At 59.5% G+C, this 21,491-nt stretch carries 18 protein-coding genes; 12 read left to right on the forward strand and 6 right to left on the reverse strand.

Going from position 1 to position 21,491, the window contains the following annotated elements:
- Positions 1-88: 88 nt before the first annotated feature.
- The 4 genes from ACPF9B_RS14515 to acs form a co-directional block, all read right to left on the reverse strand.
- The gene (locus ACPF9B_RS14515; protein WP_007206093.1) at positions 89-1,906 is read right to left on the reverse strand and encodes a sodium:solute symporter family protein; all 1,818 of its coding nucleotides are present in this window, start codon (positions 1,904-1,906) and stop codon (positions 89-91) included.
- A 22-nt stretch (positions 1,907-1,928) separates the two neighbouring features.
- Positions 1,929-2,189 (reverse strand): DUF4212 domain-containing protein, encoded by a 261-nt coding sequence (locus ACPF9B_RS14520; RefSeq protein WP_007206092.1) that lies wholly within the window; start codon positions 2,187-2,189, stop codon positions 1,929-1,931.
- 68 nt (positions 2,190-2,257) lie between these two features.
- Positions 2,258-2,944, reverse strand: coding sequence for an adenylate kinase (locus tag ACPF9B_RS14525; protein ID WP_424178302.1), 687 nt, complete (start codon positions 2,942-2,944; stop codon positions 2,258-2,260).
- A complete protein-coding gene (gene acs, locus ACPF9B_RS14530) occupies positions 2,941-4,905 on the reverse strand; it encodes an acetate--CoA ligase (RefSeq protein WP_424178304.1) in 1,965 nt (654 codons plus the stop codon). The genes ACPF9B_RS14525 and acs overlap by 4 nt, the downstream gene beginning before the upstream one ends.
- 247 nt (positions 4,906-5,152) lie before the next feature.
- Here acs and araD point away from each other — a divergent pair, with 247 nt between their 5' ends.
- The 4 genes from araD to preA all read left to right on the forward strand — a co-directional run bounded on the left by araD (position 5,153) and on the right by preA (position 10,695).
- The gene (araD, locus tag ACPF9B_RS14535; protein WP_424178306.1) at positions 5,153-6,910 is read left to right on the forward strand and encodes an L-arabinonate dehydratase; all 1,758 of its coding nucleotides are present in this window, start codon (positions 5,153-5,155) and stop codon (positions 6,908-6,910) included.
- Positions 6,910-7,815, forward strand: a complete 906-nt coding sequence (locus tag ACPF9B_RS14540) for a Gfo/Idh/MocA family protein (RefSeq protein WP_424178308.1) — start codon at positions 6,910-6,912, stop codon at positions 7,813-7,815. The genes araD and ACPF9B_RS14540 overlap by 1 nt, the downstream gene beginning before the upstream one ends.
- A gap of 149 nt (positions 7,816-7,964) precedes the next feature.
- Positions 7,965-9,293 (forward strand): NAD(P)-dependent oxidoreductase, encoded by a 1,329-nt coding sequence (locus ACPF9B_RS14545; RefSeq protein WP_424178310.1) that lies wholly within the window; start codon positions 7,965-7,967, stop codon positions 9,291-9,293.
- 97 nt (positions 9,294-9,390) lie between these two features.
- Positions 9,391-10,695, forward strand: a complete 1,305-nt coding sequence (preA, locus tag ACPF9B_RS14550; RefSeq protein WP_007206086.1) for an NAD-dependent dihydropyrimidine dehydrogenase subunit PreA — start codon at positions 9,391-9,393, stop codon at positions 10,693-10,695.
- Here preA and ACPF9B_RS14555 read toward each other — a convergent pair whose 3' ends face one another.
- The gene (locus ACPF9B_RS14555) at positions 10,696-11,298 is read right to left on the reverse strand and encodes a TetR family transcriptional regulator C-terminal domain-containing protein (RefSeq protein WP_007206085.1); all 603 of its coding nucleotides are present in this window, start codon (positions 11,296-11,298) and stop codon (positions 10,696-10,698) included. It lies immediately after the preceding gene.
- A 162-nt stretch (positions 11,299-11,460) separates the two neighbouring features.
- Here ACPF9B_RS14555 and ACPF9B_RS14560 point away from each other — a divergent pair, with 162 nt between their 5' ends.
- The 8 genes from ACPF9B_RS14560 to ACPF9B_RS14595 all read left to right on the forward strand — a co-directional run bounded on the left by ACPF9B_RS14560 (position 11,461) and on the right by ACPF9B_RS14595 (position 19,698).
- Positions 11,461-12,711, forward strand: coding sequence for a Zn-dependent hydrolase (locus ACPF9B_RS14560; protein WP_424178312.1), 1,251 nt, complete (start codon positions 11,461-11,463; stop codon positions 12,709-12,711).
- Positions 12,712-12,843: 132 nt separating this feature from the next.
- Complete coding sequence (locus tag ACPF9B_RS14565) at positions 12,844-13,128, forward strand: GIY-YIG nuclease family protein (protein WP_424178314.1); 285 nt, start codon at positions 12,844-12,846, stop codon at positions 13,126-13,128.
- 54 nt (positions 13,129-13,182) lie between these two features.
- Positions 13,183-14,637 carry a dihydropyrimidinase gene (gene hydA, locus ACPF9B_RS14570; protein ID WP_424178316.1) on the forward strand — a complete coding sequence of 485 codons (1,455 nt, stop codon included), beginning with the start codon at positions 13,183-13,185 and terminating at the stop codon, positions 14,635-14,637.
- The gene (locus tag ACPF9B_RS14575; protein WP_424178318.1) at positions 14,637-15,419 is read left to right on the forward strand and encodes an ABC transporter ATP-binding protein; all 783 of its coding nucleotides are present in this window, start codon (positions 14,637-14,639) and stop codon (positions 15,417-15,419) included. The genes hydA and ACPF9B_RS14575 overlap by 1 nt, the downstream gene beginning before the upstream one ends.
- Positions 15,420-15,467: 48 nt before the next feature.
- On the forward strand, positions 15,468-16,388 hold the full coding sequence (locus tag ACPF9B_RS14580) for an ABC transporter permease (protein WP_424178320.1): 921 nt from the start codon (positions 15,468-15,470) through the stop codon (positions 16,386-16,388).
- On the forward strand, positions 16,385-17,236 hold the full coding sequence (locus ACPF9B_RS14585) for an ABC transporter permease (RefSeq protein WP_424178322.1): 852 nt from the start codon (positions 16,385-16,387) through the stop codon (positions 17,234-17,236). Before ACPF9B_RS14580 ends, ACPF9B_RS14585 begins: the two co-directional genes overlap by 4 nt.
- A 42-nt stretch (positions 17,237-17,278) precedes the next feature.
- The gene (locus ACPF9B_RS14590) at positions 17,279-18,265 is read left to right on the forward strand and encodes an ABC transporter substrate-binding protein (protein ID WP_424178324.1); all 987 of its coding nucleotides are present in this window, start codon (positions 17,279-17,281) and stop codon (positions 18,263-18,265) included.
- Positions 18,266-18,513: 248 nt separating this feature from the next.
- Positions 18,514-19,698: a Hint domain-containing protein gene (locus ACPF9B_RS14595; RefSeq protein ID WP_424180446.1), complete on the forward strand. Its 1,185-nt coding sequence runs from the start codon at positions 18,514-18,516 to the stop codon at positions 19,696-19,698.
- A gap of 190 nt (positions 19,699-19,888) precedes the next feature.
- On the opposite strand, the gene ACPF9B_RS14600 is transcribed toward ACPF9B_RS14595, so the two are convergent.
- Entirely contained in the window at positions 19,889-21,490 is a 1,602-nt protein-coding gene (locus ACPF9B_RS14600) for a peptidoglycan -binding protein (RefSeq protein WP_424178326.1), read from the reverse strand.
- Position 21,491: the final 1 nt, after the last annotated feature.

Consider the following 21,491-nt stretch of genomic DNA (forward strand, 5'->3'; position numbering starts at 1 on the left):
TGATGAATCCTTGTCCGGCCATGGGACAGGCCGCGGACATCTGAAAAGTGAAAGCGGGCAGCCCTTGCGGACTGCCCGCCCTGTGGTCTTAGTGACCGGTTGCCGCGCCCGCGCCTTTTGGCACGCGGATCGATTCAACCAGGTCCTGGACCTCGCGCGGTGGCGCCTTGGTCAGGCCCGACACGATATAGGCGGTCCCGAAGTTCAGCATCGCGCCAACAGTCCCGAAGGACGCAGGCGAAATGCCGAACAGCCAGTTGTCAGGCGTGTTGGCCAGCATCGCCGTGCCAGGGATGAAGAACCAGCCCAGGAACAGGAAGATGTAGATCGCAGTTGCAATCAAACCGACCAACATCCCTGCGATTGCGCCTTCCTTGTTCACGCGCTTGGAGAAGATCCCCATCATGAGCACAGGGAAGATCGTCGCCGCAGCCAGACCAAAGGCCAGCGCCACCACCTGGGCAGCAAAGCCCGGAGGGTTGAGGCCCAGCCATGTCGCCAGCAGGATAGCAAAGCCCATCGAAATCCGCGCGGCCAGCAATTCGCCTTTTTCGCTGATGTTCGGGTTGATCGAGCCTTTGATCAGGTCATGCGAGATTGCCGACGAAATCGCCAGCAACAGACCTGCTGCTGTTGACAGCGCTGCCGCCAGACCGCCTGCCGCCACCAGTGCGATCACCCAGCCCGGAAGCTTTGCAATCTCTGGGTTCGCCAGAACCATCATATCGTTGTCGATCTTTGTCAGCTCGTTACCGGTCCAGCCACGTTCGGCTGCGATCGCCTGCATGCCTGCGTTGTTTTCGTTGTAATACTGGATGAACCCGTCACCGTTCTTATCTTCAAAGTTCAACAGGCCGGTGTTTTTCCACGTGTTGATCCAGGCAAGCTCCGGATTGGTATTGATCTGCTCCAGCGAGAGAGCTTCACCATCCAGCGCGTTGCCTTCCACGGCGTTTGGCCAGAATGTGGTCGAGATGTTCAAGCGCGCCATCGACCCCACGGCTGGTGCCACGGTGTAAAGCAGTGCGATGAAAACCAGCGCCCAGCCCGCAGACCAACGTGCGTCAGAAACCTTTGGCACGGTGAAGAAGCGGATGATGACATGTGGCAGACCGGCGGTGCCGATCATCAGCGACATCGTGAAGAACACCATGTTCAGCGTCGATGTCGTATGCGACGTGTATTGCGTGAACCCCAGTTCGGTCACGACCTGGTCAAGTTTCGCGAGGAATGCAACGTCGCCGCCTGTGGGTGCGTAGCCCCCCAGCAGCCCCAATTGTGGCAAGAAGTTTCCGGTGATCTGCAAAGAGATGAAGATCGCAGGAATGGTATAAGCCACGATCAGAACGCAATATTGTGCGACCTGCGTGTAGGTGATGCCCTTCATCCCGCCGAACACCGCATAGGCGAAAACGATCGCCGCACCGATGTAAAGGCCGGTATCTGTCGACACTTCGAGGAAGCGGGCAAAGGTGACGCCGACGCCGCGCATTTGCCCGATCACGTATGTCACCGAGATGACGATCAGACAGATAACGGCAACGACCCGTGCCCCGTTGGAATAGAACCGGTCACCGACGAATTCCGGCACAGTGAATTTGCCGAACTTGCGCAGGTAAGGTGCCAGCAGCAGAGCCAAAAGCACATATCCACCGGTCCAGCCCATCAGGAAGGACGATTGGGTATAGCCGCCAGCAGGTGCCAGCGCGATGATGCCTGCCATTGAAATGAACGACGCCGCCGACATCCAGTCTGCCGCCGTCGCCATGCCGTTCATCACGGGCGGAACGCCCTGACCGGCTGCATAGAATTCTGCGGTCGAACCCGCACGGGCCCAAATCGCGATGCCGATGTAAAGCGCAAAAGTCGCGCCAACCACCAGCAGGTTGAGTGTATACTGATCCATTGGTTTTTCCTGTCCCTGAAACTTATTCTTCGACGCCGTGTTCAGCGTCGAGCTTGTTCATCCGCCAGGCATAGAAAAAGATCAGCCCGAGGAATGTCAGGATCGAGCCTTGCTGCGCGAACCAGAATCCCAGATCAGCACCGCCGACCGAGATACCCATCAGCGCTGGCCGCAAAATGATGCCAAAGCCGAATGATACACTTGCCCAGATGGTAAGACTGATCAGAATGATCCGCACGTTCGCGGCCCAGTAGGCGTTGTTGTTTTGTGGTTCCTCTGCCATTTTTGGCATCCTCTCTTGTTGCACTTAACTGAAGGCGCACCGATTTTTGCGCCCTCTTCCCCTCCCTGCTACACGACCGCTTGTTTGACGATCGTGCCCAACTCTTCGGCGATCTGCCCGATTGCGCCCATGGCGTTAATCCGTTGCAGAGTGCCTTTGTTCTCATAATAGGTGATCAGCGGCGCGGTCTGGGCGTGATAGGCCGCCAGCCGCTGGCCAACCGTTGCCGTATTGTCATCGGGGCGGCGCTGCATGTCGGTGCCGCTGCATTTGTCGCAAACACCCGCAACGGCCGGCGTCTTGAAGCTGTCGTGATACCCTTCGCCGCAGCCGCCGCAGGTATAACGCCCGGCAATACGCGTCACCATTTCGGCATCATCCACGTCAAGAGAGATGGCCGCATTGATCCGCTGTCCGCTTTGGGCAAGCAATGTATCGAGCGCTTCAGCCTGCACCGTGGTGCGCGGAAACCCGTCCAGTATTACGCCTTTTTGAGTGTCGGCCGCCGCCAGCCTGTCCTTGAGGATCGCCAGCACGATATCATCGCTCACCAGACCGCCTGCCGCCATCACCGATCTCGCGGCAAGACCAGCCTCGGTCCCTGCGGCGACGGCTGCACGCAACAGATCGCCGGTGGACAATTGCACGAGGCCGAAACGATCCTGCAACATCCGCGCCTGTGTACCCTTGCCCGCACCTGGAGGCCCCAAAAGAATCAGGACGGCGGGCCCGGTTATGGTTTCTGCACCGCTCATACCTTGTTCATCCGGTGTTCGATCAGATGATCGACCACGGACGGATCAGCAAGGGTCGAGATATCGCCCAAAGTGGTATGATCGTTTTCCGCTATCTTACGCAGGATGCGGCGCATGATCTTGCCCGATCGCGTTTTCGGCAGGCCGGGCGCCCATTGGATCAGATCGGGGCTGGCGATTGGCCCAATTTCGGATCGGACCCATTTCACCAGGTCCTTGCGCAGATCCTCTGACGGTTCGACCCCGTTCATCAGCGTGACATAGGCATAGATGCCCTGACCCTTGATCGCGTGGGGATAGCCGACGACAGCAGCCTCGGCGACATCTGCATGCGCGACAAGCGCGCTTTCGACTTCGGCGGTGCCCATGCGGTGCCCGGATACGTTGATCACATCATCAACGCGACCGGTGATCCAGTAATACCCGTCTTCATCGCGGCGGCACCCGTCACCGGTGAAATAGTAATTTTTGTAGTCGGAAAAGTATGTCTTTTCGAACCGTTCATGATCGCCGTAAACGGTGCGCATCTGGCCGGGCCAGCTGTCCTTGATACACAGCACACCTTCGGCAGCAGTCGTGGTGATTTCGACACCTGTCTGCGGGTCAAGAATGACAGGCAGCACGCCAAAGAACGGCAGCGTGGCCGATCCGGGTTTGGTCGCAATTGCACCGGGTAGCGGCGTCAGCAGGTGGCCACCGGTTTCGGTCTGCCACCAGGTATCGACGATGGGGCATTTGCCCTTGCCGATAACATCGTTGTACCAGTTCCATGCCTCGGGGTTGATAGGTTCACCCACGGTGCCTAGCACCTTGATGCTGGACAGATCGTATTTTTCCACCGGTCCGTTACCATGCGCCATCAGCGCGCGCAGCGCGGTGGGGGCGGTGTAAAACTGGTTGACCTTGTGTTTCTGGCAGACTTCCCAGAACCGGCCGGCATCGGGATAGGTTGGCACGCCTTCGAACATGATTGTGGTGGCGCCATTGGCCAGCGGGCCATAGACGATATAGCTGTGGCCCGTCACCCAACCCACATCGGCGGTACACCAAAAGATGTCGCCGTCATGATAATCAAACGTATATTGATGCGTCATCGCGGCATAGGCAAGATAGCCGCCAGATGTATGCACGACCCCCTTGGGCTGCCCGGTGGACCCTGAAGTGTACAGAATGAACAGCGGGTCTTCGGCGCCCATCTCGGCGGGGGCGCAGTAATCATCGGCCTCCATCGCCATTTCGTTATAGTCGAAATCGCGTCCGTCCGCCCAGCTGGTCTGCCCGCCGGTGCGACGCACGACGAGGCATTTCACACTGTCCTTGCAATGCAGCAGGGCCGCATCTGTGTTCGATTTCAGCGGTGTGGACCGGCCGCCGCGCGGTGCGTGATCAGCCGTGATCACGACCTTGGCGTCGCAGCCATTGATGCGCGCACCCAAAGCATCGGGCGAGAAGCCGGCAAAAACGATCGAATGGACCGCGCCGATCCGCGCGCAGGCCAACATGGCATAGGCAGCCTCGGGAATCATCGGCAGATAAATCACCACGCGGTCGCCGCGGCGCACGCCCATGGTTTCCAGAATGTTGGCCATCCGGCAGGTGCGGCGGTGCAGTTCTTTATAGGTAATGTGCTGTGCGGCGTCCTTTGGATCATCGGGTTCCCAGATGATTGCGGTCTGGTCGCCACGGGTTTCCAGATGCCGGTCGATGCAATTGGCGCTGACGTTCAACGTGCCATCTTCGAACCATTTGATGTCGATTTTGCCGGGAACAAAGCTGGTACTTTTCACCTTGGTGAAAGGCTTGATCCAGTCGATTCTCTTGCCATGCTCGGCCCAGAAACGCTCTGGGTCTTGGATCGACGCGTTATACATCGCCTGATATTGGTCTGCGGTGACATGGGCCTTGGCGGCAAATGCCGCAGAAGGCGCAAACCGATCGTCGGCGCTGGGTGCGTGTGTCATGGAACCTCCGTTTATCATCCCGGCTTTTTAGCCGATGGCGCGGTTCACCAAGGTGAACGCGTGCCATCTCCTCCGCCGTCAGGTTAGCATATTGGCAGAAGTTTCAAATAAGATAAGGATTTGGAGTTTTTCTGTTGTAAATAAATTTGCAACCAATTGACCTCATTGTAAACCAGCAGGCGCGCGCACCGCTTGGATTCCCCTTTGGCCCATTGTAATGGTAGCGCAATCATAGCAGGAATTCATCATGACCTTCATACCCGCAACATGGCCACGCAAACTACGGTCGCAGGAATGGTTCGGCGGCTCGTCAAAAGACGCGATTTACCACCGGTCATGGATGAAAAATCAGGGTCTGCCCGCCGATCTGCTGGATGGGCGTCCTGTGATCGGCATCTGCAATACGTGGTCGGAACTGACGCCTTGTAACGCCCATCTGCGCGATCTGGCCGAGCGTGTGAAATTCGGTGTCTACGAAGCCGGCGGTTTCCCGGTGGAATTCCCTGTTTTCAGCCCTTCGGAAAGCACCCTGCGCCCGACGGCGATGATGTATCGCAACCTTTGCGCCATGGATGTCGAAGAGGCGCTGCGCGGAAAATGCATCGATGGCGTCGTGTTGCTGGCAGGCTGCGATAAAACCACGCCTGCGCTGTTGATGGGCGCAGCTTCGGTCGATTTGCCCGCGATCATGGTCTCGGGCGGGCCGATGCTTAACGGCCATTTTCGCGGTGAACGGGTCGGGTCCGGCACGCATTTGTGGAAATTTTCCGAAGCGGTGCGCGCGGGTGAAATGACCGAAGAAGAATTTGTCGAGGCCGAGGCGTCGATGTCTCGTTCGCCCGGGTCCTGCAACACGATGGGTACGGCCAGCACGATGGCCAGCATGGCCGAGGCTTTGGGTATGGCCCTGTCTGGCAATGCTGCGATTCCTGCCGTTGACAGCCGCCGCCGCGTGATGGCGCATCTGACCGGACGGCGTATCGTGCAGATGGTCAAGGATGATCTCAAACCCTCCGATATCATGACCAAATCGGCGTTCGAAAATGCGATCCGCACCAATGCCGCGATTGGCGGATCGACAAATGCGGTGATCCACCTTTTGGCAATGGCAGGACGCACCAAGGACGTGACCCTGACGCTGGATGATTGGGACAGGCTGGGCCGCGACGTGCCGACGATTGTGAACCTGATGCCATCGGGCAAATACCTGATGGAGGAATTTTTCTACGCCGGGGGCCTGCCCGTCGTCATCAAACGACTGGGCGAGGCAGGGCTGCTGCACCGCGACGCGCTGACCGTGTCGGGCGGCACGATCTGGGACGAGGTCAAGGATGTACGCAACTGGAACGAGGATGTGATCCTTCCGGTAGACAAGGCGCTGACGGCCTCGGGCGGCATCGCGGTGCTGCGCGGCAACTTGGCCCCCGGTGGCGCAGTGCTGAAACCCTCTGCGGCGACCGCAACCCTGATGCAGCATCGCGGGCGTGCTGTGGTGTTCGAGGATATCGACGATTACAAGGCGCGCATCAACGATGATGATCTCGATATCGACGAAACCTGCGTCATGGTTCTGAAAAACTGCGGCCCGCGCGGCTATCCCGGCATGGCCGAGGTTGGCAATATGGGCCTGCCGCCCAAGATCCTGAAAAAAGGCATCACCGATATGGTGCGCATCTCGGATGCTCGCATGTCAGGCACGGCATTCGGCACCGTGGTGCTGCACACTTCGCCCGAGGCGGCGATGGGCGGCCCGCTGGCTGTCGTGCAGAACGGCGACATGATCGAATTGGATGTCGCCGGTCGCCGCCTGCATCTGGATATCACGGATGCCGAATTGCAGGCGCGTCTGGCGGCATGGTCGGCAGAGACATCAGGTGCCAACCCGCGCCCTGCCAGCGGATACGCGATGCTGTATCATGACCGCGTGATGGGGGCTGACACGGGTGCGGATTTCGATTTCCTTGTCGGACATCGCGGCAATGCCGTCGGCAAAGAGGCGCATTGATGCGCGCCATCTGCCTTGTGGGTATCGGCAAGATCGCTGTTGATCAACACATCCCCGCCATCGCCAGCCCCGATTGGATGCTTGCGGCGACCGTTAGCCGCGCGGGCGCGGTGGACGGCGTGCCAGCCTATGCGGATTTTGCGCGCATGCTGGCGGAACGGCCTGATATAGACACGGTCTCGCTCTGCCTGCCGCCGGTGCCGCGCTATGATTACGCCGCCGCGGCCATCGCCGCAGGCCGCCATGTGATGCTGGAAAAACCCCCCGGTGCCACCTTGGCCGAGGTGCAGGCGCTGGCGCGGATGGCGCAGGATGCAGGTGTGACGCTCTATACGACATGGCATAGTCGGATGGCGAAAGGCGTCGCCCCCGCCAAGGCGTGGCTGGCGGACAAGATAGTCACCGCCGCCCACATCACCTGGAAAGAAGATGTGCGCCGCTGGCATCCCGGTCAGGACTGGGTCTTTGCGCCCGGTGGCATGGGCGTGTTCGATCCGGGCAGCAATGCGCTGTCGATCATGACAGAGATCCTGCCGCAGCCCGTGCATCTGCGCCATGCCGACCTCTATTTCCCCGCCAACCGCGACACGCCGATTGCGGCCGAATTGACATGGACAGGCAATGTCACCGGCAGCTTCGACTGGCGGCAAACCGGCCCGCAAAGCTGGGATATCGTGGTGCAGACCGACAATGGCACGCTGGCCTTGCACGACGGCGGTGCGCGGCTTGTGATTGATGGGAAAGACGTCGAATCTGGCGCCGACCGTGAATATCCCGCCCTCTATGACCGGATGGCGGAACTGGTCAAAACAGCGGCGTCAGAGGTTGATATCACCCCGATGATCCATGTCGCAGATGCGCTCACCCTGGGTAAAAGACACGTGGTCGACGCTTTCGATTTCTGACCAAACCCTTGCTTCTTCAGAGTAAAAATATCCTCGTGCGGCGCGCCCTCGGCGAAGAAATCGTCGTTCACAAACTGCCAAAAATTTACCGTTTGATAAAAAATAAAACTGTGGCAGGCTGATGGTAACACGCCAGACAGGATCCAGCCATGTCCAACCCGATGACTCCCGGAATTGCAGCGGCCCGCTTGCCCGCTGAAACACTTGCCCAGAACTTTGCCGACCTGCACGCCCCCCTTGACCGGCACGAAGCCCGCGTCGCGGCGGACCGCTGCTATTTCTGCTATGACGCGCCCTGCGTGACGGCCTGCCCGACCAGCATCGACATCCCGCTGTTCATCCGCCAGATCAGCACCGGCACACCAGATGCTGCGGCGAAAACAATCTTTGATCAGAACATCCTCGGCGGCATGTGCGCCCGCGTCTGCCCGACCGAGGATCTGTGCGAACAGGCCTGCGTGCGCGAAGCCGCCGAAGGCAAACCTGTCGAAATCGGCCGCCTGCAACGCTATGCCACCGATACGCTGATGGCCAAGCAAAGCCATCCTTATGACCGCGCAGCACCCACCGGCAAGACGGTTGCTGTCGTCGGCGCTGGCCCTGCCGGTCTCGCCTGTGCGCACCGTCTGGCGATGTACGGCCACGATGTCACCATTTTCGATGCCCAGACCAAACCCGGCGGGCTGAACGAATTCGGCATCGCCGCCTATAAATCCACCGATGATTTTGCCGCCCGTGAGGTTGATTGGCTGATGGGCATCGGCGGCATAACCCTGCAGACCGGCAAGGCGCTGGGCCGCGATCTGTCGCTGGATGCGCTGGCTGGTGATTTCGACGCGGTGTTTCTTGCTGTCGGGCTTGGCGGTGTAAACGCGCTGCAGGCGGCAGGCGAGGATAAGGATGGCGTGCGCAACGCTGTCGATTTCATTGCCGAACTCCGCCAGGCCAACGACCTGACCAGCCTGCCCGTTGGCCGCGATGTCGTCGTCATAGGCGGTGGCATGACGGCGGTGGATGCCGCCGTGCAATCCAAACTGCTTGGCGCCCAGAACGTCACCATCGCCTATCGCCGCAGCCGCGCGGCGATGAGCGCGAGTCGTTATGAGCAGGACCTTGCCGCATCTCACGGCGTGCGGCTGATGTTCAACGTCCAGCCTGTTGCGATCCACGGTAATGGGTCCGTACGCGAGGTGGAACTGGAATATACCGCCGACACCGGCGCTGGGCTGCAAGGGACAGGTGAAACCATCCGCCTGCGCGTCGACCAGCTGTTCAAGGCTATCGGCCAGACGCTGGAAACAGGCGCAGGGCTGGCGCTCGACGGGCGCAAGATCGCGGTCACCGCAGCAGGCCGCACCAGCCGCGCAGGTGTCTGGGCCGGTGGCGATTGCGCCAGCGGTGGCGACGATCTGACCGTGACCGCCGTGGCCGAAGGGCGCGATGCGGCAATGGATATACACGCGGCCCTGACCGCATGAACAAGGCGGCGTCCCGGGCCCGCCCCGGGACCTCTAACATTACCGCACGAGTTCCCGGGTCACGCCCGGGACGCGGCGGACAGCAAAGGATAAAGCCATGGCTGATCTGACAACGAATTTTCTGGGGATCAAATCCCCCAACCCGTTCTGGCTGGCCTCTGCGCCACCTACGGATAAGGAATATAACGTCCGCCGCGCCTTTGATGCAGGCTGGGGCGGTGTCGTCTGGAAAACGCTGGGGTCCGAAGGGCCGCCTGTCGTCAACGTCAACGGCCCGCGCTATGGCGCGATCTATGGGGCGGACCGGCGTCTGTTGGGGCTGAACAATATCGAGTTGATCACAGACCGGCCTTTGCAAACGAACCTTGACGAGATCAAGCGCGTCAAGGCCGACTATCCCGACCGTGCGATGATCGTGTCGATCATGGTCCCCTGCGAGGAACAGGCGTGGAAAGACATCCTGCCGCGTGTGCAGGAAACCGGTGCCGACGGGATCGAGCTGAATTTCGGTTGTCCACATGGCATGTCCGAACGCGGCATGGGGGCTGCCGTGGGGCAGGTGCCTGAATATATCGAAATGGTCACGCGCTGGTGCAAACAATATTACGACAAGCCGGTGATCGTGAAACTGACGCCCAATATTACCGACATCCGCCAGCCTGCCGCTGCTGCGATGCGCGGGGGGGCGGATGCGGTCAGCCTGATCAACACGATCAATTCGATCACATCTGTGAACCTTGACACCATGTCGCCCGAACCATCGATCGACGGCAAAGGATCGCATGGTGGCTATTGCGGGCCTGCGGTGAAACCCATCGCGCTGTCGATGGTGTCCGAAATCGCGCGCCATCCCGAAACACGCGGTTTGGCGATCAGCGGCATTGGCGGTGTCACGACGTGGCGCGATGCAGCGGAATATATCAGCCTTGGTTGCGGCAACGTGCAGGTCTGCACCGCGGTGATGACCTATGGCTTTAAGATCGTGCAGGAAATGATCAGCGGCCTGTCCGGATGGATGGATGAAAAAGGCTACACTTCGGTCGAACAGGTGGTCGGGCGTGCCATCCCTAATGTCACCGATTGGAAATACCTGAACCTGAATTACGTCGCAAAAGCCAAGATCAATCAGGACGATTGTATCAAATGCGGCCGCTGCTATGCTGCCTGCGAAGATACCAGCCATCAGGCGATTGCGATGTCTGCCGACCGGACGTTTACCGTGATCGATGCGGAATGTGTTGCCTGTAACCTGTGTGTCGATGTCTGTCCGGTGGAAAACTGCATCACGATGGAGGCGATGCAACCTGGTCAGGTTGATCCGCGCACTGGCAAGGTTGTGCAGAAAGAATACGCCAACTGGACAACACATCCGAACAATCCCGGTGCTGTCGCGGCAGAATGATCAGGGCTGCAATATCCTGCTGATCACATGATCCAGATAGGTGGCGGCCCCGGCATAGGGGTCGCTGCCCGGCATCACCGCTTGCACCTGCACATCGAAATCAGCGTAATGTTGTGTCAGCGCCCAGATCGAAAAAATCAGATGATACGGATCGACAGGCGCGATTTTGCCTTTATCGGCCCAGCCTTTGATCACGGCGGCCTTTTCATCAACCAGCTGCTTGAGGTCAGTATGCAGGATGTTTTCGATCCGTGGTGCGCCTTGCAGGATTTCATTGGCAAACAGGCGGCTTTCTCGCGGGTAATCTTTGCTCAATGCCAGCTTTCGATGGGCATAAGCGATGATTTCCTGCACCGGATCGCCACCGCTGTTCAGCGCCTTCAACGGGTCAAGCCAGTTTTCCAGCAACCGTTCCAGCAAGGCGGTATGGATCGCCTCTTTCGACGGAAAATAATACAAAAGGTTGGGTTTCGACAGCCCGGCCGCATCGGCGATCTGGTCCAGGGTTGTCCCGCGAAACCCGAATTGCGAAAAGATATCCAACCCCGCAGACATGATCGCCGCCTGATTGCGTTTTTGGATTCTGGTTGGTGGTTTGGTCATGATCACACAACGCTCAATTTTCAGGCGGTGCCGCCGGTGGAGGGTCTGTCTTGCTGGCAAAATAGGCAGCTGCCAAAGGTTCGCGCAGAAAACTTGACTGGTACTATTCCTCTGTTAGCGTTGTTTTGACCATCTGGTCAAACCAAGAAAAAGGAAAGCGTGATGCCATCCCCCGGTGAGAACCTCAAGATCAACGGCGAACGCCTCTGGGACAGTTTGATGGAGATGGCCAAGATCGGCCCCGGCGTGGCGGGCGGCAACAACCGACAGACCCTGACCGATGAAGACAGCGCAGGCCGGCATCTGTTCCAGCGCTGGTGTGACGCCGCAGGCTGCACGATGGGCGTGGACGAGATGGGCAATATGTTTGCCCGCCGCGACGGCACCGACCCTGACGCGCTGCCGGTTTATGTCGGGTCGCATCTTGATACACAGCCCACGGGTGGCAGATACGACGGAGTGCTGGGGGTCTTGGGTGGGCTAGAAGTCATCCGCACGCTGAACGATCTTGATATCAAGACCAAACACCCCATCGTCGTGACCAACTGGACCAATGAGGAAGGCACACGCTATGCGCCTGCGATGCTGGCGTCGGGTGTGTTTGCTGGCAAACATGCGTTGGACTGGGCGCTCGACCGCGTGGACGCCAAAGGCAAACGGTTCGGAGACGAGCTGGAACGCATCGGCTGGAAAGGCCCGGAAAAGGTGGGCGATCGCAAGATGCACGCCTTCTTTGAACTGCATATCGAGCAGGGCCCGATTTTGGAGGCTGAAGGCAAGCAGATCGGCGTTGTCACGCATGGGCAGGGTCTGCGCTGGGTGCAATGCACGGTGACCGGCAAGGAAAGCCACACCGGATCGACGCCCATGCATATGCGCAAGAACGCTGGGCGCGGATTGGCGCTGATTACCGAACTCGTCCACGAGATCGCGATGAAGCACCAGCCCAATGCGGTGGGGGCGATCGGCCATATCGATGTCTATCCCAACAGCCGCAACATCATTCCGGGCAAGGTGGTGTTTACCGTCGATATGCGGAGCCATTTGCTGGACAAGCTGAGCGCGATGGTGACCGAACTGATGGAGCGCGCGCCGCAAATATGCGCCGATATCGGCGTCGAATTCGAGGCCGAGATCGTGGGCCAGTTCGACCCGCCCGCCTTTGATGAAACCTGCGTGGCCGCCGTGCGCAAGGCGGCCGAACGGCTGGGCTATAGCCACATGGATATCGTGTCGGGTGCGGGCCATGACGCCTGCTGGATCAATGATATTTATCCGACAGCGATGATCATGTGCCCTTGTGTAGACGGGTTGAGCCATAACGAGGCTGAAGAAATCACGCCGAAATGGGCCGCCGCAGGGACGGATGTGTTGTTCCATGCCGTGGTCGAAACGGCGGAGATTGTCGGGTGAGCGTCGGTGCACACCTCTGCGCCCCGGACTTGATCCGGGGCCTCTCGCCAACCTTTGCCCGAGACCCCGGATCAAGTCCGGGGTGCGATGAGCATTTACCACTTGGTCATCAGATCCAGCCAAAACTGCGACATGACCCATTTCGTCTATATCATGGCCTCTCGCCCGAATGGTGCGATCTACATCGGTCGTACCCGCGATCTGCATTCCCGCGTGCAACACCACCGCGACGGCCGATCCGTGCATACGGCGAAATACAAGATCAAGACGCTGGTCTGGTTCGAAACGCACGACGATTTCGACACCAGCGTGCAGCGCGAACGCGCGATCAAGCGGTGGCGGCGCGCATGGAAAAACCAATTGATCCACACGGCCAATCCGCATTGGCAGGACATCACCATCCATATACCTGTCTGATCCGGGCACAGGTCCCGGCTTTTGGCCGGGACGGGTGAAGACAGGGAGAGACCAATGACAACAGTCATCAAGAACGGCACCATCGTCACGGCGGACCTGACCTATAAGGCGGATGTCCTGATCGACGGGGGCAAGATCATCGAGATCGGGCAGAACCTGTCGGGCGACGAAAAGCTCGATGCCACGGGCTGCTATGTCATGCCGGGCGGGATCGACCCGCATACGCATCTGGAAATGCCCTTCATGGGCACCTATTCGGCGGATGATTTCGAATCCGGCACGCGTGCGGCCCTTTCGGGCGGCACCACGATGGTCGTCGATTTCGCGCTGCCTGCCCCCGGTCAGGGCCTGCATGATGCGCTCCAGATGTGGGACAACAAATCGGGCCGCGCGTCTTGCGACTATTCCTTCCACATGGCGGTGACATGGTGGGGCGAACAGGTTTTCAATGAAATGGAAAGCGTCGTGCGCGACCGTGGTATCAACACCTTCAAGCATTTCATGGCCTATAAAGGCGCGCTGATGGTCAATGATGACGAGATGTATGCCTCCTTCGCCCGTCTCGCATCCTTGGGTGCCATCGCGATGGTCCATGCCGAAAACGGCGATGTGGTTGCGGAACTGTCTGCCAAGCTACTGGCCGAAGGCAACACTGGGCCAGAGGCCCATGCCTATTCCCGCCCCCCGCAGGTCGAGGGCGAGGCCGCCAACCGCGCGATCATGATCGCCGACATGACCGGTGTGCCGCTTTATATCGTCCACGTGTCCTGCGAGGAGGCGCATGAGGCGATCCGGCGCGCGCGGATGCAGGGCAAACGCGTTTGGGGTGAACCGCTGATCCAGCATCTGACCTTGGACGAAAGCGAATATTTCAATCAGGACTGGGACCATGCCGCGCGGCGCGTAATGTCGCCGCCGTTTCGCAACAAGATGCATCAAGACAGCCTGTGGGCCGGTTTGCAATCGGGCAGCCTGTCGGTGGTGGCGACGGATCATTGCGCCTTTACCACGGCGCAGAAACGTTATGGCGTGGGAGATTTCACCAAGATCCCGAACGGCACGGGCGGGCTGGAGGACCGGATGCCGATGCTTTGGACGCATGGTGTGCGCACGGGGCGGCTGACGATGAACGAATTTGTTGCCGTGACATCCACCAATATCGCCAAGATCCTGAACTGCTATCCGCGCAAAGGCGCGGTGCTGGTCGGTGCCGATGCCGATCTGGTGGTCTGGGACCCTGAAAAGTCCAAGACGATCATGGCGAAATCCCAGCAATCCGCCATCGACTACAATGTTTTCGAGGGCAAGGAAGTGACGGGCTTGCCGCGCTTTACCCTGACGCGTGGCCATGTCGCGGTGCATGATGGCGAGATGCGCACGCGCGAAGGCCACGGCCAATTCGTCAAGCGCGCGCCCAATACGCCGACCAATACGGCCTTGTCCAAGTGGAAAGAACTGACCGCACCCCGCCCGGTTGAACGGACGGGCATTCCCGCGACGGGGGTTTGATGACTGCCGATACTGTAATCAGCGCGCAAGGGCTGAACCTGACGTTCCAGACCAATGATGGCCCAGTGCATGCGCTGAAAGACGTCAATCTGGATATCCGCAAAGGCGAATTCGTCAGCTTTATCGGTCCGTCCGGCTGTGGCAAGACGACGTTTCTGCGTTGTATCGCAGGGTTGGAGACGCCCACGGACGGTACCTTGTCCGTCAACGGCATGACGCCTGATCAGGCGCGGCGCGCGCGGGCCTATGGCTATGTGTTTCAGGCGGCGGGGCTGTATCCGTGGCGCACTATCGGCGGCAATGTGAAACTGCCGTTGGAGATCATGGGGTTTTCTAAATCCGAACAGGCCGAGCGCGTGGCGCGTGTGCTGGCGCTGGTCGACTTGGCGGGGTTCGAGAAGAAGTTTCCTTGGCAATTGTCTGGCGGGATGCAGCAGCGCGCCAGTATCGCCCGCGCGCTGGCCTTTGATGCGGATATCCTGCTGATGGACGAACCTTTTGGCGCGCTGGATGAAATCGTGCGCGACCATCTGAACGAGCAACTTCTTGCCCTTTGGGCGCGCACAGAAAAGACCATCGGTTTTGTCACCCATTCGATCCCCGAGGCGGTCTATCTGTCCACCAAAATTGTCGTCATGTCACCGCGTCCCGGCCGGATTACCGATGTGATCGACAGCCCGCTGCCCAAGGAACGCCCGCTGGATATTCGTGACAGCAAGGAATTCATCGACATCGCGCACCGTGTGCGTGAAGGATTGCGGGCGGGGCATGTGGATGACTAGGCGCTGCCTCCGGCGGGAGTATTTTGACCAAAGCGAGGGAGGGGCGTTGTGAAATCGCTGTTGCCGATCCTCACTATTGTTGCTGCGATCCTCGTGATCTGGGTGCTGGCCGTGGTGCCGATGAACATGCATCTGACCGCCGATCAGGCGCAGCGGGATGGTCTGATGGTGATGCCCCAAACGCCTGCGGAACGGCAGAGCTATTCGGGGCTGGGGCTGAGTTTCGCCAATGCAGGTCTGATCCCGCTGACCTATACGCTGGACCGTCCGCGCCTGCCCTCGCCGCATCAGGTGGCAGGCGAGATGTGGGAGACGATTGCACTGCGCAATGTCACCTCGCGCCAGTCGCTGGTTTATCATGGCTGGGTAACATTGTCGGCGACGCTGGTGGGTTTTGCCATTGGCACCACGCTGGGCATTCTGCTGGCGGTGGGGATTGTGCATAACCGCGCCATGGACATGAGCGTGATGCCTTGGGCAATTGCCAGCCAGACCATTCCGATTCTGGCGCTGGCGCCGATGATTATCGTCATGATGGGCCAGTTTGGCATTCAAGGTCTGCTGCCCAAGGCCGTGATCAGCGCCTATCTGAGTTTCTTTCCTGTTGTCGTCGGCATGGTCAAAGGCTTGCGCAGTCCCGATGCGATGCAAATGGACTTGCTGCGTACCTATTATGCCAGTTCTTCGCAGGGATTCTGGAAGCTGCGGTTGCCCGCCTCGGTGCCGTATCTGTTCGCGTCGTTCAAGATCGGGATTTCGGCGGCGCTGGTGGGGGCGATCGTGGCCGAATTGCCTACAGGTGCGCGGGCCGGTTTTGGCGCGCGGATGCTGGTGGGGGATCAATATGGCAATCCGCTGGTGACGTGGGCGGCGCTGTTTGCCGCGGCGATCACGGCGGCGGCACTTGTCGCTATCTTCACCGCAATGGAGCGGTTGACGCTGCGCCGGATGGGGATGGCAGCGGCATGACGGGACCGGCGCTGATCTCTGTTCTGGCGGTCTGGGCGGTGGGCTGGTTCATTAATGCGCGGCTGGCAGTCAGCCGTATGTCTGATGCGCGCATCATACGCGTGCTGGTGCCGGTGATTTTCGGGCTGACCTTGCTTTTGATCTGGGAGCTTCTTGTCCGCATGACAGGTGTCAGCCCCATTGTCCTGCCGCCGCCCAGTATGATCGCAGAACGTTTTGCGAATTCGCTGCCGATACTTTGGGTGGATTTCGAACAGACGATCGTCAAGGGTGCGATGACCGGCTATGTCATCGGGATGATCGGCGCCTTTGCCGTAGCGGTACTCGCGGACAGGTCGGATTTCCTGACACGTGGCATCTTGCCGGTGGGTGGGTTCATGGCGGCGTTGCCCATTGTCGGGATCGCCCCGATTTTCGTAAAATGGCTGGGCAGCGATTGGGAGTCCAAGGCGGCGGTTGTTGCGGTGATGGTGTTTTTCCCGATCCTTGTGAATATCGTCGCGGGGCTGCGCGATACATCCGCGATGCAGCGCGACCTGATGCGCACCTATGGCGCGGGCTATTGGCAGACCTTATTCAAGTTGCGCCTGCCTGCGGCGATGCCGTTCATTTTCAACGGGCTGAAAATTGCGACGACTTTGGCGCTGATCGGGGCGATTGTTGCTGAATTTTTCGGCTCTCCCACGGTGGGTATGGGCTTTCGGATATCCACATCCGTTGGACGGCTTGCGCTGGATATGGTCTGGGCCGAAATTGTTGTCGCAGCGATTGCGGGCAGCACGCTTTATGGTGCTGTCGCATGGATCGAGGGGCGGGTGACTTTCTGGCACCCATCGCAACGCAAATAACAAGCCCCGCCAAGAGGGCATCACACTGACTAGGAGGTCAAAATGAAAAAGACGATGATTGCGGCGGCTCTTGCTGCCGGTCTGGGCGGCGTGGCCCAGGCGCAAGACAATGACGTGTCGCTGCAATTGCAGTGGGTCACGCAGTCCCAGTTTGCGGGCTATTACGTTGCCCTCGATCAGGGATATTACGAAGACGAAGGGCTGAACGTCACCATCCTGCCCGGTGGTCCCGATATCGCGCCGCCGCAGGTGCTGGCCGGTGGTGGTGCCGATGCGATGCTGAACTGGATGCCATCCGCCCTTGCCGCGCGCGAACGCGGTCTGCCGGTGGTCAACATTGCGCAGCCGTTCAAGACATCGGGCCTGATGCTGACCTGCTGGAAAGACACCGGCATTGAATCGGTCGAGGATTTCCGCGGACGCACCATCGGGGTGTGGTTCTTTGGCAACGAATACCCGTTCCTGAGCTGGATGGCGCAGGCCGGTATCCCGACCGATGGCGGCCCGGATGGTGTGACCGTGCTGCGGCAGGGTTTCAACGTTGACCCGTTGTTGCAGCGGCAGGCCGATTGCATTTCCACCATGACCTATAACGAATATGGTCAGGTGCTGGATGCGGGCGTCAATCCGGACGAACTGATCACCTTTATGTACGAAGATCAGGGCGTTGCCACATTGGAAGACGGCATTTATGTGCTGGAACAGAACCTTGAAGACCCCGTATTCGTGGACAAGATGGTCCGTTTCGTGCGCGCTTCGATGAAGGGCTGGAAATGGGCCGAGGAAAACCCCGAAGCGGCAGGCGCCATCATCATCGAGTATGACGAAACTGGCGCCCAGTCAGAGGCCGCACAGGTCCGCATGATGCAGGAAGTCGCCAAACTGACCGCTGGATCGAACGGCGCGCTGGACCCGGCCGATTACGAACGTACGGTCGCGACGTTGCTGGGTGGCGGGTCCGACCCCGTGATCTCGGCTGCACCCACAGGCGCATGGACGCATCTGATCACGGATCAGGCGCTGAACTGATCTGACCTGTCATGACGAGCAATGCGGGCGCTGGCGTGATGCTGGCGCCCGTTTTTGTTGGGCAACTGACTGCATGGCGCAAGTTCTGATCGGGCCGCTAATCGCCAAAGGCAGGCGACCTCTGCATGGCGACATGACGTTCCTGTGTGAATCAAAACTAAACAAAATTTCTTTCGAAATGGACGTGCTTTCGCATCGAAAGAGTTTTTTAAGTTTTTGCTCTTAGGGATAGCTGTAGGAGGCGCGTGATGTCTTACAGTTTTTATTTGTTCAACCGTGATGCATGGGATGATCCGCGTAGCATGCTCAACCAAAGTGACAACCTGGGAAGAGCAAGAACGGGCGACCAGATAACGCTCAGGAACCCTGAATCGGGGCAGGTCGTGACTGTCCGTGGCGACGGGCTCGCAGACAGTCCTTCTGCGGCAAGGGGACTATCCCAGACCTATACGATCAGCGGGCGCAGCTTTGGTGCCGGCTCGTCGGTCGAAATGGATTATGGGTTTATCGTCCGTGACAGTAACGGCATCGATTATTTTGTCGGCAAGGTAAAGGTCAGCGTTCTGGCAGATTCCCTGTATAACGGCAGTGTCATGTCCGAAGGCTGGAATCCGGTTACCCAGGAATGGGTTGGGCCACCGCCGATCGGAACAACCTTTACCCTGATTTCGGTTGGCAACGACTATCCCGGGGGCTTCAATCCCTGGCAACGCGGTGGCGGCGGCCTGCGCGAGGGGCCGACTGGATTTAACCCGTATTCCAACGATGTGCGCCTTGGGTCTGGCGTTGCCGCACCTGTCCTGAAAACCGGCTTTTTCCCGTTCTGCTTTGCTGCGGGAACCCTGATCGAAACCGAGACCGGCCCACGCCTAATCGAGGAATTATTGCCGGGTGATCGCATCCTGACCTGCGATGCGGGGCTGCAGGAATTGCGATGGGTCGGTCGCCGCCATATCAGTTCGGACGTCTTGTCTCGCATGCCGAAATGGTGCCCCGTTCGCATCAGCGCCGGCGCGCTTGGCGTTGGTTTGCCAAAGCGGGATATGATGGTGTCGCCTCAGCATCGGGTCTTGATCCGTTCGCGTATCGCCCAGCGGATGTTCGACGCTGACGAGGTGCTGGTTGCGGCCAAAGACCTTGTCGGTCTGGAAGGTATCGCGCGCGCAGACGACATTACTGACGTAGATTACATCCATTTGATGTTTGATGCGCACCGGATCGTTCTGGCCGAAGGCGCGCCGATGGAAAGTTTCTATCTTGGACCTATGGTGCTGCGCAGCCTGGATATAGCGACGCGCAACGAACTTCTTGAACTGTTTCCAGACATGGAAAATGAAACGGCTGCTTTCGCCCGCCCCGTCGTCACTGGTGGGCCCGCGCGCAATCTGGTCTCGCGCCATCAACGCAATGCGCAGCCATTGGTTTTTGCATAGCACGTTTCGGGAAATAGTGGAAAACCGATTGCCGCTTTTGACGTTCGAGCGCAACGAGCGGCAGTGAACAGCGGATTTTTTTTCCCGAAACTCAAAGGATGTTTCTTGGTGTCTTGCTCTGCCGATTTGGTGATGCCGGACCAGCACTCCAAGCCGCTGGTGCAAGTTGACCAAGCGGAACGCCCCGCCCCTACCTTTCGGTCAGCTTCAGCTCGATCCGGCGGTTCTGGGCGCGCGCTTGTGCCGTATCCGCTGTGTTCAGCGGCTGGTATTCGCCAAAACCATTGGCGGCCAGCCGCATTGGTGGGATGCCCAGATCATCGACCATGAACCGCACTACGGACAGCGCACGCGCCTGGCTTAATTCCCAGTTGTCCGCAAAGCGGCCGCCAGCGGCGATCGGGTTGTCGTCGGTATGCCCGTCCACGCGGATGATCCAGTCGATCCCAGCGGGAATATCGTCGGCGATGTCGTTCAGAATACCCGCGACATTTGCGATTTCGTCGCGCCCCTGCGGTGAAAGGTCGGCGCGCCCGACTTCGAACAGGACTTCGGAGGAGAACACGAAACGGTCACCTTCGATCCTGATCCGGTCCTGACCTTCCAGCACCTGCCGCAGCTGACCAAAGAAATCCGACCGGAACCTTTCAAGGTTTTCAGCCTCGGCCTGCAGGCGGGCGGCTTCGGCCTCTAGCCTAGAGCGTTCGGCTTCTTCCAGCGCAATGCGCTGCCTTTCCTCGGACACCACCCGCGCGAGGGCGGTGTTCAACTGCGCGCCGAGCGTTTCGATTTGCACCTGTGCTGCACGGTCTGAATCTTCGGCAATGTTCAGCAGGCTTTGCAGATTGCCCACCTGATTGCGCAGCGCAAGGATCTGTTCGTTCAAAACGGCAACCTGCCGCTGGCTGGCATCGGACTGCGCTTTTTGTTCGGACAGCGCAGCAGTCGCTGTGGCCAGCAGGGCGGCTTGGCGTTCGGCCTCTGTCAGGGCCTCGGTGCGGTCTGCGGCAAGTGTGGCCTGCGCGGTTCGGGCGGCGGCCAGAAGCGTCAGTGTCTCCTCGGCTTCGCGGCGCTGGCGTTCCAGGTTCAGGGTCATCGCGGTCAGTTCCGCATCCGCGTTTTCCAGTCGTGCGCGCAGGGCTGCGGCCGCGGCGGCATCGGCAAGGCGTTCTGCCTCAAACGTGCTGATCCGCGCTGCGTTTTCGTCCCGCGCGGTTTCAAGATCGACGATCAAGGCTTCCAACGCTTCACGCCTTGCGGCTGCTAGGCGCGCGGTCTCGGCACCTGCGTCGATTTCATCACGCGCCTGCGCAAGGGCAAGGTTGAGCGCCTCTTGGTCTGACAGCAGCTGGTCCTGCGCCGCCTCCAGTCCCGAAATTGTATCGCGCGCTTGCCGCTGGTCCGACAGCAGCCCTGCGACCTGCGCCTCGAAACTGGTAATCTGGTTCTGCGCCTGTGCCAGCGCCTGATCCTGTGCCGCGCGCTGCGCGATCAGGCTGGCGATCTGGTTGGCCTGCCGTGCCGCCTGCGCATTGGCGGCGTCGAGATCGGTGCTCAGTGTCGCTGTCCGTGCGCGTTCCAGCCCCAGCGTTGCGGCAAGCGCAGTCATTTCGCCTGACAGCAGATCAAGTTCCGATTCCTGCCCGGTGATGGTTTCGCGCAGCGTGAACTGGATCACCATGAAAATGCTCAGCACGAACATCAGCACCAGCAGGATGCCGGTCATTGCGTCCACGAAGCCCGGCCAGATCGCGTTTTGAAAACGGTTGGATGATCTGCGGCTCAGCGCCATG

This window comes from Yoonia sp. TsM2_T14_4, from assembly GCF_049602355.1.
GTDB classification, from domain to species: domain Bacteria; phylum Pseudomonadota; class Alphaproteobacteria; order Rhodobacterales; family Rhodobacteraceae; genus Yoonia; species Yoonia vestfoldensis_A.

Coding starts and splice junctions, on each gene's coding strand:
- ACPF9B_RS14515 (WP_007206093.1), bottom strand. CDS start 1,906: ATGGATCAGTATACACTCAACCTGCTGGTGGTTGGCGCGACTTTTGCG.
- ACPF9B_RS14520 (WP_007206092.1), bottom strand. CDS start 2,189: ATGGCAGAGGAACCACAAAACAACAACGCCTACTGGGCCGCGAACGTG.
- ACPF9B_RS14525 (WP_424178302.1), bottom strand. CDS start 2,944: ATGAGCGGTGCAGAAACCATAACCGGGCCCGCCGTCCTGATTCTTTTG.
- acs (WP_424178304.1), bottom strand. CDS start 4,905: ATGACACACGCACCCAGCGCCGACGATCGGTTTGCGCCTTCTGCGGCA.
- araD (WP_424178306.1), top strand. CDS start 5,153: ATGACCTTCATACCCGCAACATGGCCACGCAAACTACGGTCGCAGGAA.
- ACPF9B_RS14540 (WP_424178308.1), top strand. CDS start 6,910: ATGCGCGCCATCTGCCTTGTGGGTATCGGCAAGATCGCTGTTGATCAA.
- ACPF9B_RS14545 (WP_424178310.1), top strand. CDS start 7,965: ATGTCCAACCCGATGACTCCCGGAATTGCAGCGGCCCGCTTGCCCGCT.
- preA (WP_007206086.1), top strand. CDS start 9,391: ATGGCTGATCTGACAACGAATTTTCTGGGGATCAAATCCCCCAACCCG.
- ACPF9B_RS14555 (WP_007206085.1), bottom strand. CDS start 11,298: ATGACCAAACCACCAACCAGAATCCAAAAACGCAATCAGGCGGCGATC.
- ACPF9B_RS14560 (WP_424178312.1), top strand. CDS start 11,461: ATGCCATCCCCCGGTGAGAACCTCAAGATCAACGGCGAACGCCTCTGG.
- ACPF9B_RS14565 (WP_424178314.1), top strand. CDS start 12,844: ATGACCCATTTCGTCTATATCATGGCCTCTCGCCCGAATGGTGCGATC.
- hydA (WP_424178316.1), top strand. CDS start 13,183: ATGACAACAGTCATCAAGAACGGCACCATCGTCACGGCGGACCTGACC.
- ACPF9B_RS14575 (WP_424178318.1), top strand. CDS start 14,637: ATGACTGCCGATACTGTAATCAGCGCGCAAGGGCTGAACCTGACGTTC.
- ACPF9B_RS14585 (WP_424178322.1), top strand. CDS start 16,385: ATGACGGGACCGGCGCTGATCTCTGTTCTGGCGGTCTGGGCGGTGGGC.
- ACPF9B_RS14590 (WP_424178324.1), top strand. CDS start 17,279: ATGAAAAAGACGATGATTGCGGCGGCTCTTGCTGCCGGTCTGGGCGGC.
- ACPF9B_RS14595 (WP_424180446.1), top strand. CDS start 18,514: ATGTCTTACAGTTTTTATTTGTTCAACCGTGATGCATGGGATGATCCG.
- ACPF9B_RS14600 (WP_424178326.1), bottom strand. CDS start 21,490: ATGGCGCTGAGCCGCAGATCATCCAACCGTTTTCAAAACGCGATCTGG.